A 16,008-nucleotide genomic window follows, 5' to 3' on the forward strand; every position below is an offset into this window, starting at 1 on the left:
TGAAAAAGGGAAGGGCGGCGGTGTTTCTTAGCTCGTCATTCCGGCGAAAGCCGGAATCCAGCGCCTCTATGGCCGGCTGTCGCGCGTGATATCCATCGGGCTCTTCAGAACCCAGCCATCACTCACTGTAATCCCCGATATAAACCAACAACCCATCCCTCTCCCGAAACTCACTGCGCCCATTCAACGTAATCGACTGCCCCGCCCGCACCCCATTAGGCAGGTCAACCGCAAACGTCCCATCAAACAGGATATGCACCGTCGCCGTCCCGTCGCGCTCCTCATAGGCAAGAATCACCTGCCGCCGCGCCGAAAACAGAAAGCTCGAACTCTGCGCCAGATGCCGCAGCTCATCGACCCCAAACGTCCGCACGCTCAACACCCCGGCCGTATAGTTCTCGAACACCACCTCGCGATGCATCGTCGCCGTCATGCCGTCGACATCCATGCGGTTATAGGCAGCCAGGTAACGTTCGATCAGCTCGCGCATGGCGCATCCTTCAAAAAAGCAGGCGCCAACACCGGCGCGACAGCGCAAAGTCTACGTTAACCGCGCCAGACAGCCGAATTCCCACCCCAAAACCCACCCACCCCCGTCGACGCCCCCTCCCGACCCCGCTACCATGTCCGCCCCAAGCCAGCGCAACGCCGGCACGCATGGGCCTATAGCTCAACGGTTAGAGCAGGGGACTCATAATCCCTTGGTTCGAGGTTCGAATCCTCGTGGGCCCACCAAATTTGCAAGTCTTCTGGGACTTGGTTGATTCGCGGGTATGGAAGGTGCCAGATTCCAAAGCCAACCGAGTCGATAGGTGACGCGGGTTTGGTAAGGCTCCAGATTTCGGCCTGGCGTCAAAATGTCTCGCCAACCGCATTTCTCTTATTTTCCTAATTGAGATCCAAGCTTGGTCATGCACAAGTCCCAGATGAAGACAAAGGCAATGCGCTACTGGGAGCGCCTACGAAGCTTGTCTACCAAGGGGTGGAGTGCGGTAGTGGGATTTCTTGCGGTACTAGGTCTAGTTGCCGCAGCAGTCGGAAATTGGGCAACACTCCGACAGTTGGCGGTTAACCACTTTGGTGAAGATGACGCCACGTTGGTCGCAAGACGTGCTCGACTTATTCCATATTTCGCCCACTTTCCTGACACGATCGAACGCGAACAGTTCGCCTTGCAGTTCGAGCTTCGCAACTATGGTGCGTCCCCGGTGGTTTTGACATCGGCTGACATCGCTGTGGCGCACGCCACTAATGCGAAGATCGGACCCGGCGGTAGCGCCCCCGGCGATGGTGGATGCACTCTGTCTACCGACCCCAACGACAACCAGCCCATTGAGTTGGCCCCTGGTGAATCGGCGTGGCTGGAAGTATCGCCGATGGTGAATTTGCCGGGGATTCGAAAATGGCTAGACAGCGCAAAACTGGCAAACGTGCATGTTGATCAAGATCCCTTTTTGACAATCCACGAGCTGAATACCGTCGATGAACTGGACGCAGAGCTAGCACGCAGATTTGGACCCAATGCCACGATCCTTGTCACGCTATTTACGGGGGTGCATCAGAAACGCCGTGTCTTGAAGTTCTCTCTTGCAAACGGGAAGGACATGTTTGCAAAGGACGGCAGCCTGATGCACGACGCACTAATCAGCTACTGGGTGTCACCGACGTCCAAAGCGGCAGTCCTTGACTGCCGCAAGCACCAAAATTCGTGAGGAGAGCGTGCCCTATCTATGTACTGCGCCGTTACCCAGCGTGCGGCCCGGTTCGCGGCGGCGAAAGTTGCAATGCCCTTAGGGCGCCTTGTTCGTCGACTTCAGGGCAGTTCTCCAAACCTGGGGCAGGGCGCGCTGTTGTCGCCAGCCTTCATGAAAAGGCCACTCTGACCCCGCATTCGGTCGCCGCATCGGGCGGCGCATGGGGCGCGGAATCTGTTCTACGACAATATGCGAGGCGCGGCGCCTGGCGATGTGGTGTTGTCGTTTGCTGGCGGCCTGATTCGGTATCTCGGCTATGTCGAGGACTACGCGAGTCCGGCCCCGAAGCCGGATAGCTTTGGTTCTACGGGACATTACTGGGACGACGAGGGGTGGCTGCTGCCGGTGTTGTGGGAGCCGTTAGCTACGCCTGTTCGTCCGAAGGACCATATCAAGGAGCTTGGTCCTCTTTTGCCGGATAAGTATTCGCCTATCCAACCCAGTACGGGCAACGGCAATCAAGGGGCTTACCTTGCTGAGGTTGGTCGCGAAGTCTATGAGTTCCTCATCGGGCCCTTGGGTATTCTCGACTCGGGTTATAAGGTGGAGGCGTCCCAGGTTGATGCGCCACTCGCGCGCATCGATGATGCCATTCAGGCCATCATTCGCGATGATCCGAGCTTGGATGCGACGACTAAAGAGCAGGTGGTTAAGTCTCGCTACGGGCAAGGTCTCTTTCGTCAGAGCATCTTCAACTTCGAGTCCTCATGCAGGCTCACCAAAGTGAGCAATCCACGGCTGCTGATTGCGAGTCATATCAAGCCGTGGCGCCTCTGCGAAGATTCGATTGAGCGACTTGACGGGGCAAACGGCCTCCTGCTCACGCCGCACGTCGACAGGCTGTTCGATCGAGGGTTTATTAGCTTTGGAGACGATGGAAATGTGATGCTGTCGCGCATGCTCGATCACGTCGATTTGGATCGACTTGGATTGAGCGAAGCCTGCGCAAACGGATGCGGAGTCTTCCATCCGAAGCAGGCGACCTATCTCGCCTATCACCGGAGCAATGTCTTCTTGCGGTGATGCGCTGGGCGATGCATTACAAGCGGCCGAAGCCGGCAAGACTAGGTTGAAAGTGCAATTTCTAAGCAAACGCAGATCGAGAAACAAGAGAGAAATACGCTCTGCCCCCGGCTTCCTGGCCTGCTAGAAGAAAAAGGCCTACTCAAAAATGAAATCGAGTATCCCTTTAGACTCAAGTAGTTCCGCAGAAACTAGGCCGTCACTAGGATTGATATCCGCCAACCGAATTTCTCGAGGACCTGTTGCATGGTATTCACAACATCCCGCGGCGTGATCTCCCTCAAGTGGGAAACAATCATGGCGACCGCTGCCTCATCCAGAGGGAAGTAGCCCATCGCTCCCTTCTGATTTGGATCACGGCGATCATTATCCAGAACTTGGCGAATGAATTCCCTTGCCGCGCCTTGATCGAGAAAATCGAATTCAACCTTTCTGGTCATTCGAGACAATACGTAATCAGTGAAAAGGTGTTGAAGGGTGTTTAACTCGGCTGAAGCGGCAACGACGAGCCCGAAGCAATTAGGGCACGCATCATAGAGATGGCGAAGCGTGGCGTTGGTTTGAAGCGACTCCTTAGCCGAATGTTGACCAAGGTCGTCCAATTCATCGATGAGAAGGTATACCGCGGACGAAAATCGCTCCTTCGTGTCGCCTATCTCACCGACAAACAAGTTCACCACTCGCGAAAACAAAGTCACGGCCTCGTGTTCGCTTCCCATTCCCTTAAGAAGGATCTCTTTGAGCTGATTCGAGTCACCGTCGGTGTGATAGATGCGGCTTGCTAGGTGGTATGCCTCTGGAATCGGGTACAGGGACCTCAGCGCCTCATCCGCGTCCTTTTCCTGGGATGTCTGAACGGCCAGCACGCGAACTTGAAGCCATTTGCAGAACCTTTTGAGGTCGTCGGGCATGAGGCCACGCTCTACAAGATCTTCCCTCAATGCAGAAGAAAGAGAGAGGTTTCCCTTAGAGGCGCACCGGCAGCAGCACACGCTGTCACCACACCAAGCCACAGCAGTCGACTCACTGCTTGCGCCCGGCGCCCGGCAAGGCCGGGGCGTATAGTCGACACCCATCCGTCGCTCCCGCCGAGTGTGTGCACATCATGCGATAGCACTGCTCCGCATCGCTCGCGCCATACCGTATTTCGCAGAATTCGTGAAAGCTGGCCTTTTCGGCTGGCGTTAATTCGTCGATCTCTTTGGCGTGCAGGTATGGCCGGGCAGGATTCTGAAAGCGATACTGCCAAGTTCCTTTGTGCTTGACGAACCACTCCCACACCACGCCCGTTTCCTCATCATCGGTAACGGTGCGCTCGACTCCCATGTGATAGCGCCAAACGGGGACACTAGCTACCAATAGCGCCGCGGCTGCAAACCATGCAATTGCCGCTCTCACGGTGCCGACGCGTTCAACTGGCGGCGCAGCATGTTTGAGATTACCAAGCCGTAGGCACCTGGGCATGCGCGGCTCGTGCCCAGCTTGTTTGCAAACTCGCGATGGCCGCCAACGACGGCTATGTTGAAGTAGCTCGCCAAGCTCTTGCAAAGGACTGACACCGATTCGATCTGCGGCTCAGTCGGCACGTCATAGCCAAAATCGAGGGCATCCTTTGTTACCCCCGCCAATTCAACGGCGGCCGCCTTAAGTCCGCTATCGCGATATTTTCTTGAAATGCTGGGGCCATCGTCCATTGCCTCGCCAGGCAGGCTCAAGTTGGCTAGCAAGACAATGCCGATGGCTCCTGTGTTGCCGAGTTCGATGTGGCTCCCCTTATACCGAATGTCTAGCGCTTCATAGATGATGCCTTTGCAATCTATGGCGTAGTGGTAGCTGACTTGCCCGAAGCGTCCTAAATCGGTTGCTTCGACTTTGCGCATTTCCATCGCGCCATCGGCCGAGCATGAAAAGCTGTTGCCCGCATGATGTATCGCAATTTGTGTGTAATCCCAATCTTGCTCTGGGCTTGTGGCCGGTGTTTTCGCCTTCCAATCCGATCGTGTCTGTACTCGCACGCCTTGCGCTTGCACAGCATCAATGATGGCTTGACGAACTGCGGCGCGATTATTCACGGTGACTTCGATAGCATCATCACGGCCACTTCCGACTGCTGTCGTCGCTGTTGTCCAGTGCTTTATTGAGTAGTCGGCCATGCTGTCAGATTCCGTGAGTGGGAGTCAGGGGGCGTCGCGGGGCGACGAAAATCGCGTGCAACATGACGTCCGACGGCGTGTCGCTTGCGACACGCGCGTATCCATCCGCGTCTGTCGTGGTGTGTCTTCTGCGCCCGTTGGCTTCCACAATGACGGGATGATTGCCTAACGGCTCGCCCGTCGAACTGTCCCGCAGTAATACCCAGCGCGTCGCGCCGCCCGCCGATGTCAACGCATGATCAGCGCCGTTGGCGGAAAGCATGGCATCACGCAGCGCATGGGCATCATCTTTAACGTCGTTCTCAAACACATGCGAGGCAAGGTCCTGCGATTTCAGGAGCGTAGGCGACGGTACGCATGCACATACACATTTGTCGCCGTCCAGTAGCACCTGTATACCGAACAGCGTTTGCTTGTGAAACGGCGGTACGTTCACGCCGTGGCCGGTAGTTCCGCACGCGGGGCAATAGATGCGCGCCCCCACATAAGCAACGGGTACGCCCTTGATGGTGTTGTTAGTGGCGCCGTCGAGAACGGTGCCGCCGGCCGTCGTCCTGGCCCCTTGCGTAATCAGATATCGCCGCATTGATACGTACCGCATTTCACGTGGGAAACCCCAACGGTGTCATGCGATGCGGGCATCAAACAGTCGGAAACACGGTGTGTTGTCGTGAGCGATCGCCGTCGGCGTAAGCCAGTGAAGTTTGGCGGTTTGGCTGTAGGGGATGTATTACGGATGGGGTAACGGGATTGGGTTCGCTTCTCGGACCGAAGCGCAACTCGAAGCCGGCGTAATTCAGTGAGCCTCCACCGACATTCAATCCAGCCAGCGCCGCCGTACCCACCACGCTCCGCAATGCGCACGCCCGCCCCATATAACCCCGACAGACACGCCGATTCCTGATCGCTAGCTTCGTCTAGCCATCCGCGCATCCGATTTTTCTTGCAACGCCGCGCGAATGACCATGACCCCAAGTCATGAAGCGCGAGCCGTGAGTGCAGCAACACCCACGACCCGCTAACCATCTCCAACTACCTCAGAGTTGATCATGGCTATCCGCGATCATACGGCACGCGTTCGCCCGTCAGTTCCCGCTGACGACACCCTCACTGGCTCGCCCAACGCCATTTCTACCGCAGGCGTCGCGTGGCCGAAAACCTTCCGGCAAAGCACTCGCGCAGACATCGCCCTGGCGGTGCTCACGCTGACGCGCCTGCATCACGACAGTGATCGATGGCGCAAGGCGAGAGCCGGTGGGTTCCCCGCCAGATCGCTGGTGTGGCCGCTTTCCGAGGCGGAGATCACCAGTCTCGACACCGCAGTTCACTGCCTGCTGCAGTACGCCAGGCTGCTCGGCGACGCGCCTCGAGTGAGTTGTCCACCCGGTCATTGATCTCCCCCGGCGGCGCATCGGCCTGCATGGCGGTGCGTCGCCACCTGGGGATCGCTGATGTACCTACCAGGCATTCGCTGACGCGAATGACCGTAAGTGCGCGCCCGTTCTGAGGGCGTGTCCGACAGGGGAAGGAAATCCATGGAACTGATCAGACTGGCGCCGCGCCTGGGCGTCGATGCGTCGCTGCGCCTGCGCTCTCCCGGGGACGTGCTGCTGCACGACTACATGCGTACGGAGCGGCTCAACCCCGCGCAATTCGCACGGCGCACCGGCATCCCTGCTGTGCATATCAAGGAAATCCTCGCGGGCGAACGATCCGTTACGCCACGGCACGCGATACGGCTCGCCATCGCGCTGGATACATCGGCGCTCTATTGGCTGGTGTTGCAGGCGCGCTATGACCTGGCGCGCGAGGCGCGAGGCATCTCAACCACCGGCCGCTCAATGGCGCGCGCCGACGCACCGCCCGACTTTCGTTAGCCGCCTTTGATGGCCGCTCACGCGATCCGCCAACCACCCTCTCACGACATAAGGAATCGATCATGGCTAGGCCAGGTCTGCAGGTACGCACGTGTCCGTCGTTCGCATCGCGCCCCTTCGCATCGCACGCTGTGTGGAATGCGCCGCCTCACGAAGCAGCAAGGCCGCCCATCATGGGGGCCGGTGCGCTGCGTTATCGCCGTCGTTCCACCCTGGCCATCGCGTTGCTGGGTCTGTGTGCGGCGAGCGTGTCGCCGGATGTCGTCGCCGATCCGCAGGCATCCGCACGCCCTGCGGAAACGGATAGCCGCAAGGCCGATGCGGATCAAAAGCCCGGCACTAAGAAACTGGAAACGATCACGGTAACGGGTTCGCTGATCCCTCAGGTCGAGATCGAAACCGCGGCGCCGTTGATCATCATCTCCGGCGAGTCGCTGCAGGCCCGCGGATTTGGCACGGTGGCCGAGGCGTTGAAGCAATCCTCGGTGGCCACGGGCAGCGTGCAGGGTGCGCAGAGCTCCGCCTCGTTCACCCAGGGCGCGGAGACGCTCAGCCTGTTCGGCATGCCGCCGGGTTTCACCAAATACCTGATCGATGGCCGGCCGATGGGTAATTTCCCCGCGCTGTACAACGGCCGGGACGTGTTCAACAACTTGTCCGGCATCCCGATGCAGTTGGTCGATCGCATCGAGATCCTGCCGGGCGCGCAGTCGTCGCTGTATGGGTCGGATGCGATCGCGGGCGTGATCAACGTGGTGCTGAAGAAGCATGTCGATGGCGCGTCGCTGGATGCGCGCTACGGCTTCTATCAGGAAGGTGGTGGCGTCAGTAGGCGGCTGAGCTTCAGTGACGGGTTTCAGCGTGGCCGCTTCAACCTGATGGGTGGCGTGCAATACGAAAACGTCGATCCGATCTGGGGCTATCAGCGCGGGCTTACCCGCCGGCGCAACACCGACGGCACCGGCCCTTCGATCGCCAGCGGCGATTATCTGCTGGTGAGCGGCACCACCGGGCGCTACATCAACGTGGAAAAGGTCGACGCCAGCGCCTGCAGTCGCGTGACCGAACAGTTTGCCGGCACCACCGGCTATCGCGTGCGCTCGCCCAATGGAAGCTACTGCGGCTCGTTCTATTCACCGGGCTACCGCACGCTCGCCAACGGCACCGAGAACGCGCAGCTGTATACGCACGCCAGCTACGATGCGGGCGAACACGTGCAGTTGTATGGCGACCTGCTCTACAACTACAACGAGACCCGCTACGCGACAGGCTCCAATTACACGTGGTGGGGCAGCAGCGCCAAGTACCGCTACTTCTACGACACGAAGTTGCGTGACTACGTGCAGATGCAGCGCGCGTTTTCGCCAGAGGACGTGGGCGGCTACGACTCCATCATGAACAAGTCCCTGGAGAACGCCTATATGCTCACGCTGGGCGCACAAGGGCGCCTGGGCTCCAGCGCGTGGGATTACGACCTTGGCTTTACGCATTCGGACGACCAGCTGAATCAGCGCGGCTTTGCGCGCTGGACCGACCCCATCAACGACTACTTCGTGAGTCACGTGCTGGGCCCCGACCTGGGGCCGGACCCGCGCGGCCGCGGCTATCGCAGCTTCGCGCCCGACTACGCTGCGTTCTACACCCCCATGTCGGTCGCCGACTTCCGCAGTTTCACCGGCTACACCAGCAGCCGCAGCAAGACCTGGGACAACCTGGCGCGCGGCCAGCTCACCAACGCCTCGCTGGTCACCTTGCCGGGTGGCGATGCGGGAATCGCTGCGGTGGTGGAAACCGGCAACCAGGGGTGGGATTACACACCGGATGCGCGCCTGATGAATGGCGGTGTGTGGGGCACGACGGCGGTGCAGGGTGCGGGCCATCGTTCGCGTTACGCCGGCACGCTGGAGTTGCGCGCCCCGGTGTGGCGTCAGCTGACCGTCGATGCGTCGGCGCGCTATGACAGCTACAAGGTGGCCGGCAAGCAGGTGGCCAGCGCCACCTGGAATCTCGGCCTGGAGTATCGGCCGATCGAAACGCTGCTGCTGCGTGGCAAGGTCGGCACCGCCTTCAAGGCGCCGACGCTATCCGATCAGTTCCAGGGCTTGAGCGGCTTCTACAGCAGCGCCACGGATTACTACAATTGCGCCGCGCTTGGTTACCGCGGACCCAAGATCGACCAGTGCCCGGCGCGCTACGGCAACGTGCAGTACTTCGGCCAGCAGTCGGGCAACCCGGCGCTCAAGCCGATCGAAGCGAACGCCTGGAGCTACGGCGTGGTGTGGTCGCCGTTGTCCCGCATGGCGGTCAGCGTCGATTACCTGCACTGGAACGTGCAAGGCGAAGTGCAGAACCAGAGCGTGGACTCGCTGCTCAACGACGAGATGCTGTGCCGGCTTGGCGAACGGGACATCAATACACCGTCCTGCCGCACCGCCTTGGCGCAGATCACTCGCAGTACCGGCGTTGCCAACGACGGCACCATCGGTGATATCACGTCGATCTATCGCACCAAGGTCAATGTCTCACGCCGTGTCATCGGTGCGTTGGTGGCGGATTTTCGCTATGGCTTCGGCATTGGGCGTTATGGCGACCTGAACTTCACCGCGACCTACACCGACATGCTCAAGCACGACTATCAACCGTACGCCGGCGATCCGATGGTCGACCGTCTGCGCGACCCCACGTGGAGCACCGATTTCAAGACGCGCGCCAATGCCTCGGCCAACTGGCATCGCGGCAACTGGTCAGCCACCCTCTACGCCAACCGCTACGGCAAGACACCCAACTACCTCGCCTCCAACAATGGCTACGACTATCCCGGCGCAGGCGTGTTGGCGCCATGGATCCGCTACAACGCCAGCGTGTCGTATCAGCCGATGCCAAGCCTTCTGCTTTCGATGCAGGTCAACAATCTGTTGAACGCTATGCCGCCGCGTGATGGCAGTTATCCCGGTACGTCGGGTGCGCCGTATAACTCGAGCAATTACAGCGTGTATGGGCGGGCGTATTACCTGCAGGCGACTTATCGGTTTGGGGAGCGCAAGTAGTAGGAGCGTCTATTGAGGAAACGTAGTGGCTTGGCGCACATGGGCAGGCCACTCGAACTCCCTTGGCGCTAAGGATCCGCTTCCGACCCGAAACGGATCTTGGACATCGGCCAGTAACAGCAAGGGCGCAGTGGATCGCATCCTTCTCTTCCACTCACGCCAGGTTTGAGCGGCATGGTTTCAATCGCCGGCCAGGAAGGGAAGGACATTGCGCAAACTGGCTTTGGCCTGGAACAGGCGCGCCTTCACGGTGCACAAAGGTATGCCAGTGATGGCGGCTATGTCGTCCAAACTATGGCCTGCGCCGTAAACCAGCTCAAATACCAAGCGCTGGTCGGAGGTGAGGCGGGCAAGACCATGGGTGATCCGATCCCGCAACTGGCAATGTTTCCCGGCGTTGGGCGACGGCGTCAGAGCTTGAGTGAAGCAATCTGCATCGATAAGTTCGGCACCACGTCGGTGTAGCGCCTTCAGCCCTGCGCGATAGGCGATGCCCATGATCGAGATGGAGACAGGGGACGCCTGTCGAAACTCCGATGCCTTTTGCCAGACGACCCAGAAGCATTCATTGATCACCTCATCGATGATTTCTGCATGTCGGGTCAGGCGATAGAGAAACTCACAAAGTCTCCCGTGATAGTTGTAGTAGAGCGTCGCCAACGCATCTCGATCGCCATCGGCGATGCGCTTAAGGAGCAGCCTGTCCATGGCCTCGGTGTCCTGCTCTCGGTGGGAACGGGTCTTCATGAGTGACCTAACGCCCATATTGAAATATTCAGGGGAATAGAAGCCCGTCGGCGCTATCGGCCGGTATGTGGCTCTACTTGTATTGATGGGCTGGGGTAGGGGAGTGAGCCCACGGCATCTTGCGATATGCGCGTATGTTTTTGCGATGTCATAAGCAAGACAAAGCATGCTTTTGTGGGGCCCGTCGCATATCGGGCGCCTCGTGTTTCTGCAGAGCAATTTCTGATGATGGAGGCGAGCGCACGCGACCATCTCAGGCTATGGTCAGATGTATGCGTTGCCGTTTTGGGTACCTCGCATCAGGCCTCCAAAGTCGAGTAAAGATTCCGAATGGACGGCCGATACAGGCGCGGATTCTCCACGCATTTTTCGGGTCGGCTGTTTTAGCCGCGACGTCGCGCCCTGCGGACAAGCAAGGCCGCCTGCATGGAAATTCAATTCAGGAGGCCAGGCAGATATGCAGATGAAAAGCAGTGGAAGGGCGATCGGCGCGAAGTCAGTCTTTTGAAGAATGGTGTGTGGACATTTGGGCGGGTTGAGCTATGCCCAATTGTCCCTGACACCATTTCCCACAGTACCCACAGGTACGCCCGTGATCGTGGCCACGTCATCGAGGCTGTGACCAATTCCGTAAACGGGCTCGAAGACCAGACGCTGGTTGGGCTTAAGTGGGGTGAGGCCTTTGGTGATCCCATCTCGCAACTCGCGAACTTCCTCGGGATCGGTTGAAGGGATGAGATATTGATTGACGTTATCTCCGTCGACAGGTTCGGCACCACGCCGACGCAGAGCCTTCAGCCCCGCGCGATAGGCGATGCCCATAATCCAGGTAGATACGAGTGATGCCTGTCGAAAGCCTGCTGCCTTTTGCCAGACGATCCAGAAGCATTCATTGATCACCTCATCGATGATCTCCGCGTGTCGGGTCAGGCGATACAGGAACGCACATAGGCTCTCGTAATAACCGTAATAGAGCGTCGCCAAAGCGTCCCGATCGCCATCGGCGATGCGCTCAAGAAGTAGCCTGTCGCTAGCTTCGGTGTCTTGCTTTGGGCATGTACGGGCATTCATGGGTAGCCTGATACCAACGTAGAAAATATCCGTAGAAACAAAAGCCCTCCGGCGCATTTGGCCGGTGAGTGGCGTTACCGATGTGATGAGCACCGCCTGTGCACGAAATCCGCGATCAGGTGTTTTCTATTGCACTTGCTGCGAGAGATGAGAAGGGCAGAAGCCTTACTCCTGCTGCGACCTTTCTCGATGACGCCTTGGCGAAGTCCAACAAGTCCTGTTTGAACTTGTCCTGCGGTGATTGCACCACCCGGCGTGGGACACTCCGATGCATCCTGAGCGCTCCATGCTTGATTGGAGTCACGACTGGTCGCGCAGGCAAGAAGGCGGCGTCCAGGCGCCGCCTTCTGCTTCACAGACCTGCATCACTGCGCCAAGTGGGCCTTGATCTCGGCTGACATCTGGCGGATCGCGGCCTGCGGCTCGGGATCGGCCTGGAGGCCGTTGAGCAGGACGAAGTCATGGATCATTCCGTTGTACCGTGTGGCGATCACCGAGACTCCGGCTTCCTTGAGCTTGCGTGCATATGCTTCGCCTTCGTCGCGCAAAGGATCGTTCTCTGCGGTGATGACCAAGGCCGGCGGAAGTCCATTCAACTCCTGCAAAGTGGCACGCAGCGGCGATACATAGGGATTGTCGCGGGTCTTGCTGTCCGGCGCGTACAGATCCCAGCCGTATTTCATGAACGCGCGGGCCAGAAACCGCCCCGTGCCGAACTCTCGATAAGACGCGGTATCCACGCTGGCGTCCGTCGCCGGGATCATCAACACCTGATAGCTGATCTTGGGTCCATGCCGGTCTTTCGCCATGAGCGCCAGCGCTGCGGACATGTTACCGCCCACCGAGTTGCCGGCCACTGCGATCCGGCTGCCATCGGCGCCGAACTCTTCCGCGTGGGCAGCGACCCATTTCAGCACGGCGTAGGACTGATCGAGCTGAGTGGGAAAGCGAGCTTCCGGTAGTGATGTGTACTCGACGAAGACGCCGATCTGACCGGAGCCCACCACCAAGTCCCGCAGTAGGCGTTGATGGTTCTGGAAGTTGCCGACGATCCAGACACCGCCATGGATGAACAGCAGAACGCCCGGCTTACCGGTCACCTGCTGGGGCTTCATGATGTAGACCTTCACCGTCTGACCGTCCTGGGTGATGGTCTGCTCGGTCGTGGTCACCCCGGACATGTCGACATGGGTCTTGTTCTGCAGACCCGTCAGGATCTCTTGCGGCTTGGGTTGAGGGAGCTCCCAGAATGGACTTGAGTCTTTGTTGATTTCGCGCAGGAAGGCGCGGACTTGGGGGTCGATCCGGGGGTCGGTTGCGGCATCGGGCTCCGCAAAGGCGGCTTGTGTCATGAGGACTGCTCCCAGGGCTAGTGTTGCGAGCGAAAAGACGCGCTTCATGGTCGTTCTCCATCCAAGAATTGGATGGCGAAAAGCTAGTCCTGGAGGGGGGATGGTCGCTTCTGTCAAATGACCAGTCTGATGACCGGTTGGCCATCAACCTGCCGGGTTTTCAACGCCGGCGAGCATGGGGCCTAGCATCGACCGAGATGTAATACCGGTCTTGGAAAAGATTCGGTGCAGGTGATATCCAACCGTCCGGTGCGACAGGTACAGCCTGATCCCTATCTCCTTGTTCGAAAGCCCTTCGGCCGCGAGCTGCGCGACGTGGAGTTCCTGCGGGGTCAGCGTCTCCCAGATGCGCTCCGTTCGTTGGCGGCTGGATTCACCCGAAGCGCGCAGCTCCTCGCGTGCGCGGTGGCTCCAGGGAGCGGCGCCGAGTGCGTCGAAGATGTCGCGGGCCTCACGCAGGGGAGCCCTTGCATTCGCAGGCCTGCGCTGCCGCCGCAGCCATTCGCCGTAGGCAAGGAGCAGGCGTCCACGCAAGAATGGCCAGTTCTTCGCAGCCGGGCCGAGGCCCAGCAGGAACCAATGTTCGGCTTCGGCCGGCGCAGCGAGCAACGCCTTGCTGTAATGGAGCATCGTTTCGACCCATGGCATCGGGGTCGGGGCCGATGCCAGCTCGATCTGGTCGATCACACGCCGGGCCGCGTCCGGATGGCCGGAAAAAACGGCTGCCTCCGCGAAATACGCCAACGCAAAAAACTCAAGGCCTGAATTGAAGGCCGGGTCGGCCGGCGAAAAAACGCGCTGCAGCTGTTCGTAGGCCAGCCAATGCTGGCCTGCTCCGATGGCAGAGGCACCGCGCGCGATCTGCAACAACGCCCGCAAGAAACCGGCGCCAACCGGTAAAAGTAGACGTTCCGCTTGCGCGGCAAACGCTTCGGATTCGTCCAGGTTCCCCTGCATTCCCACAAGCTTGGCTTTCAGGATAGTGGCCGCGGCCACCCATAAGGTTCCGCCTGTCTCCTCGGCAAGGCGTGCGGATTCTTCGGCCTCCCTCATCGCGCCCGCCCAGTTGCCGACTTCCATTTCGGCCCATCCGCGGGCAAAAAGCACGCGGGCGAGCTCGCCGAGCCGGCCCTGAGCGCGCAGCGCAGCACTGAACTCGGCGAGCATGCTCACGCTGAAATCGAAGGCGCCAATGATGTTGGGAGTGGTCGCGATGACCCTCGCGATCGCCGGATCGCTGTGGTCGATGGCCGTGAGCTTTTGCAGCGCATTGAGCACGCTGCGGCTACGCCGGAGCGGTTCGACATAGGCAGATATGGCGGTCAGGCGTGGATCTTCCTCTGGCAAGCCCAGCCGGTTTGCCGCAACGAGAATGCTGGCCCGGAGTTCTCCACTCGCACTGCTCCACCAGCAGCGTTGCGCAGCGCGCCACAGGAGATTGCAGGCCAGGTCCTTCGCGCCAGCGGCGTCGGCCTGTGCGGCGAAGCCAATCAGGGTCGCGACTTTCGCGGCGTCATAAACCGCCGGGGGCTTGCTGATCTCACGACACCAACTGATGCGCACGGGCGTGAGGTTGTCCGACTCGTCCACGTCGACCAGGCGCAACAGGCGTTCCAACACTTGCGGTTGACCCAGGTCTGCCGCAAGTTCGGCGGCCCGCAGAAGCCTGTCACTTTTCGCCCTTGCACTGGTGCTCAGTCGTGCGGCGTTCTCCAGGACCTCGATCGCCATCGCAACCGCACCTCGCCGCAAGGCGCGCTCCGCCATGCGATCGTGCTCGGCTGCGAGCTCGTCATCCGGCCCGATGATGGCCGCCGCGCGGTGCCACAACCGACGATCCAGCTGCCCCTCAATGGTCGCGGCAAGTGCGGCGTGAATCTGTTGGCGCGTTGCCAGATCGGCCACCTGATGGAGGGCGGAACGAACGAGGGGATGCCGGAACCGCACCTCCGTTCTGTCAACTTCGATAAGTCTGGCGGCGATGGCCGGTGCCAAGACATCGACTCCCACCCGCTCACCCAGCACGACTTCGCCGGCACGCAGCACTTCCTGGAGCGATGCTCCATCATTCTCCGCTGCCACGAACAACAGCGTGCGGGTAGCATCGGGAAGATCGGGCAAGCGAGACGAGAAGGCGCGTTCCAAACGCTCGGTCAACGGAAGCCATGCCGGGTCGCCTGCGTCTGTTGGGCGTTTGCCGCGAGGCAGCTCCAACAGCGCCAGCGGATTGCCGGCGGCTTCCGTGAGGAACAGTCTGCGTAGATCAGGCGACAGATCGGGGGCGTGTGTGTCCAGCAACTGCCCGGCATCGGTACCGCCCAGTTCCGAAAGCCTGAGCCGCAACGTGTCAGTGTCTCCGAAGGGGCGATCGAAACCGTCGCGTATGGCCACCAGGAGAATGATGGGGTCTGAACTGAGTCTGCGCGAGATGAACGACAAGACGTCATAAGTGGCCTGATCAAGCCACTGGACGTCGTCAGCAATGAACAAGATGGGCGTTGAGGTGGCCCTTTCGCTCAGAACAAATAAGGTCGCGAGTGCGACCAGGAAGAGGTCAGGCGCTCCCCCGTCGTCATGCATGCCAAAGGCAGACAACAATGCGGATCGCTGCCGAGGTACCAGGCTTGCGATCTGCTTCTTCAATGGACGAAGGGCGAGTTCAAGTGCCGCATACGGCAAATGGACCTCGGCAAGAACGCCGGTCATATGCAGTGCGGTAAAGCCGCGTTCTTTGGCTCGGTGCCTGGCAATTTCCAGAAGCGCAGATTTCCCGATACCTGCATCGCCGCTGATAACAAGCGCCGATCCGCCTTGATCGATCCGGTCGATCAGATGATCGATCAGGGCGATGTCCTTCTCCCGGCCTTGCAAGACAGGCGACGGCGACCGGGCGACCCGCGTGCGCTGTTTCTGCACAGCAGGGTACGTCTTTTTCGGACCGTTGGTCATCGCACAACCGTCGCAGACGCGACGCCTAGACTCCG

Annotated in this window: 14 protein-coding genes and 1 tRNA gene; 6 read left to right on the forward strand and 9 right to left on the reverse strand. The window is 59.8% G+C overall.

Annotated elements, in window-relative coordinates; all coding sequences use genetic code 11:
- Positions 1-118: 118 nt before the first annotated feature.
- Positions 119-490, reverse strand: coding sequence for a nuclear transport factor 2 family protein (locus tag AC1DKY_RS01860; protein WP_441602053.1), 372 nt, complete (start codon positions 488-490; stop codon positions 119-121).
- 169 nt (positions 491-659) lie between these two features.
- Here AC1DKY_RS01860 and AC1DKY_RS01865 point away from each other — a divergent pair.
- The 3 genes from AC1DKY_RS01865 (at position 660) to AC1DKY_RS01875 (ending at position 2,777) form a co-directional block, all read left to right on the forward strand.
- Positions 660-735, forward strand: a tRNA-Ile gene (locus AC1DKY_RS01865).
- Positions 736-995: 260 nt separating this feature from the next.
- Positions 996-1,712 (forward strand): hypothetical protein, encoded by a 717-nt coding sequence (locus tag AC1DKY_RS01870; RefSeq protein WP_477179550.1) that lies wholly within the window; start codon positions 996-998, stop codon positions 1,710-1,712.
- A 258-nt stretch (positions 1,713-1,970) separates the two neighbouring features.
- Positions 1,971-2,777: an HNH endonuclease gene (locus AC1DKY_RS01875; protein WP_441602055.1), complete on the forward strand. Its 807-nt coding sequence runs from the start codon at positions 1,971-1,973 to the stop codon at positions 2,775-2,777.
- A gap of 191 nt (positions 2,778-2,968) precedes the next feature.
- Here AC1DKY_RS01875 and AC1DKY_RS01880 read toward each other — a convergent pair whose 3' ends face one another.
- The 4 genes from AC1DKY_RS01880 to AC1DKY_RS01895 form a co-directional block, all read right to left on the reverse strand.
- Positions 2,969-3,688, reverse strand: a complete 720-nt coding sequence (locus AC1DKY_RS01880) for a hypothetical protein (protein ID WP_441602056.1) — start codon at positions 3,686-3,688, stop codon at positions 2,969-2,971.
- 112 nt (positions 3,689-3,800) lie between these two features.
- On the reverse strand, positions 3,801-4,103 hold the full coding sequence (locus AC1DKY_RS01885) for a hypothetical protein (RefSeq protein WP_441602057.1): 303 nt from the start codon (positions 4,101-4,103) through the stop codon (positions 3,801-3,803).
- Between the two features lie 68 nt (positions 4,104-4,171).
- Complete coding sequence (locus tag AC1DKY_RS01890) at positions 4,172-4,930, reverse strand: peptidoglycan recognition protein family protein (protein WP_441602058.1); 759 nt, start codon at positions 4,928-4,930, stop codon at positions 4,172-4,174.
- Positions 4,931-4,934: 4 nt separating this feature from the next.
- Complete coding sequence (locus AC1DKY_RS01895; RefSeq protein ID WP_441611364.1) at positions 4,935-5,516, reverse strand: PAAR domain-containing protein; 582 nt, start codon at positions 5,514-5,516, stop codon at positions 4,935-4,937.
- Positions 5,517-5,979: 463 nt separating this feature from the next.
- Here AC1DKY_RS01895 and AC1DKY_RS01900 point away from each other — a divergent pair, with 463 nt between their 5' ends.
- The 3 genes from AC1DKY_RS01900 (at position 5,980) to AC1DKY_RS01910 (ending at position 9,854) form a co-directional block, all read left to right on the forward strand.
- Positions 5,980-6,324 carry a hypothetical protein gene (locus AC1DKY_RS01900; protein WP_441602060.1) on the forward strand — a complete coding sequence of 115 codons (345 nt, stop codon included), beginning with the start codon at positions 5,980-5,982 and terminating at the stop codon, positions 6,322-6,324.
- A gap of 141 nt (positions 6,325-6,465) precedes the next feature.
- Positions 6,466-6,807, forward strand: a complete 342-nt coding sequence (locus AC1DKY_RS01905) for a HigA family addiction module antitoxin (RefSeq protein WP_441602061.1) — start codon at positions 6,466-6,468, stop codon at positions 6,805-6,807.
- 62 nt (positions 6,808-6,869) lie between these two features.
- Positions 6,870-9,854, forward strand: coding sequence for a TonB-dependent receptor domain-containing protein (locus AC1DKY_RS01910; protein ID WP_441602062.1), 2,985 nt, complete (start codon positions 6,870-6,872; stop codon positions 9,852-9,854).
- Positions 9,855-10,034: 180 nt separating this feature from the next.
- Here AC1DKY_RS01910 and AC1DKY_RS01915 read toward each other — a convergent pair whose 3' ends face one another.
- The 4 genes from AC1DKY_RS01915 to AC1DKY_RS01930 form a co-directional block, all read right to left on the reverse strand.
- Positions 10,035-10,601, reverse strand: coding sequence for an RNA polymerase sigma factor (locus AC1DKY_RS01915; RefSeq protein WP_441602063.1), 567 nt, complete (start codon positions 10,599-10,601; stop codon positions 10,035-10,037).
- A gap of 540 nt (positions 10,602-11,141) precedes the next feature.
- Positions 11,142-11,672 (reverse strand): sigma-70 family RNA polymerase sigma factor, encoded by a 531-nt coding sequence (locus AC1DKY_RS01920; protein ID WP_441602064.1) that lies wholly within the window; start codon positions 11,670-11,672, stop codon positions 11,142-11,144.
- Between the two features lie 365 nt (positions 11,673-12,037).
- The gene (locus AC1DKY_RS01925; RefSeq protein ID WP_441602065.1) at positions 12,038-13,072 is read right to left on the reverse strand and encodes an alpha/beta hydrolase; all 1,035 of its coding nucleotides are present in this window, start codon (positions 13,070-13,072) and stop codon (positions 12,038-12,040) included.
- A gap of 96 nt (positions 13,073-13,168) precedes the next feature.
- The gene (locus AC1DKY_RS01930; protein ID WP_441602066.1) at positions 13,169-15,973 is read right to left on the reverse strand and encodes a helix-turn-helix transcriptional regulator; all 2,805 of its coding nucleotides are present in this window, start codon (positions 15,971-15,973) and stop codon (positions 13,169-13,171) included.
- Positions 15,974-16,008 lie beyond the last annotated feature (35 nt).

This window comes from Dyella sp. 01N448 (genome assembly GCF_056399225.1).

Excerpts from the sequence above, each read along its gene's own strand:
- AC1DKY_RS01860 (WP_441602053.1), bottom strand. The coding sequence starts at position 490 with ATGCGCGAGCTGATCGAACGTTACCTGGCTGCCTATAACCGCATGGAT.
- AC1DKY_RS01880 (WP_441602056.1), bottom strand. The coding sequence starts at position 3,688 with ATGCCCGACGACCTCAAAAGGTTCTGCAAATGGCTTCAAGTTCGCGTG.
- AC1DKY_RS01885 (WP_441602057.1), bottom strand. The coding sequence starts at position 4,103 with ATGGGAGTCGAGCGCACCGTTACCGATGATGAGGAAACGGGCGTGGTG.
- AC1DKY_RS01890 (WP_441602058.1), bottom strand. The coding sequence starts at position 4,930 with ATGGCCGACTACTCAATAAAGCACTGGACAACAGCGACGACAGCAGTC.
- AC1DKY_RS01895 (WP_441611364.1), bottom strand. The coding sequence starts at position 5,516 with ATGCGGCGATATCTGATTACGCAAGGGGCCAGGACGACGGCCGGCGGC.
- AC1DKY_RS01900 (WP_441602060.1), top strand. The coding sequence starts at position 5,980 with ATGGCTATCCGCGATCATACGGCACGCGTTCGCCCGTCAGTTCCCGCT.
- AC1DKY_RS01905 (WP_441602061.1), top strand. The coding sequence starts at position 6,466 with ATGGAACTGATCAGACTGGCGCCGCGCCTGGGCGTCGATGCGTCGCTG.
- AC1DKY_RS01910 (WP_441602062.1), top strand. The coding sequence starts at position 6,870 with ATGGCTAGGCCAGGTCTGCAGGTACGCACGTGTCCGTCGTTCGCATCG.
- AC1DKY_RS01915 (WP_441602063.1), bottom strand. The coding sequence starts at position 10,601 with ATGAAGACCCGTTCCCACCGAGAGCAGGACACCGAGGCCATGGACAGG.
- AC1DKY_RS01920 (WP_441602064.1), bottom strand. The coding sequence starts at position 11,672 with ATGAATGCCCGTACATGCCCAAAGCAAGACACCGAAGCTAGCGACAGG.
- AC1DKY_RS01925 (WP_441602065.1), bottom strand. The coding sequence starts at position 13,072 with ATGAAGCGCGTCTTTTCGCTCGCAACACTAGCCCTGGGAGCAGTCCTC.
- AC1DKY_RS01930 (WP_441602066.1), bottom strand. The coding sequence starts at position 15,973 with ATGACCAACGGTCCGAAAAAGACGTACCCTGCTGTGCAGAAACAGCGC.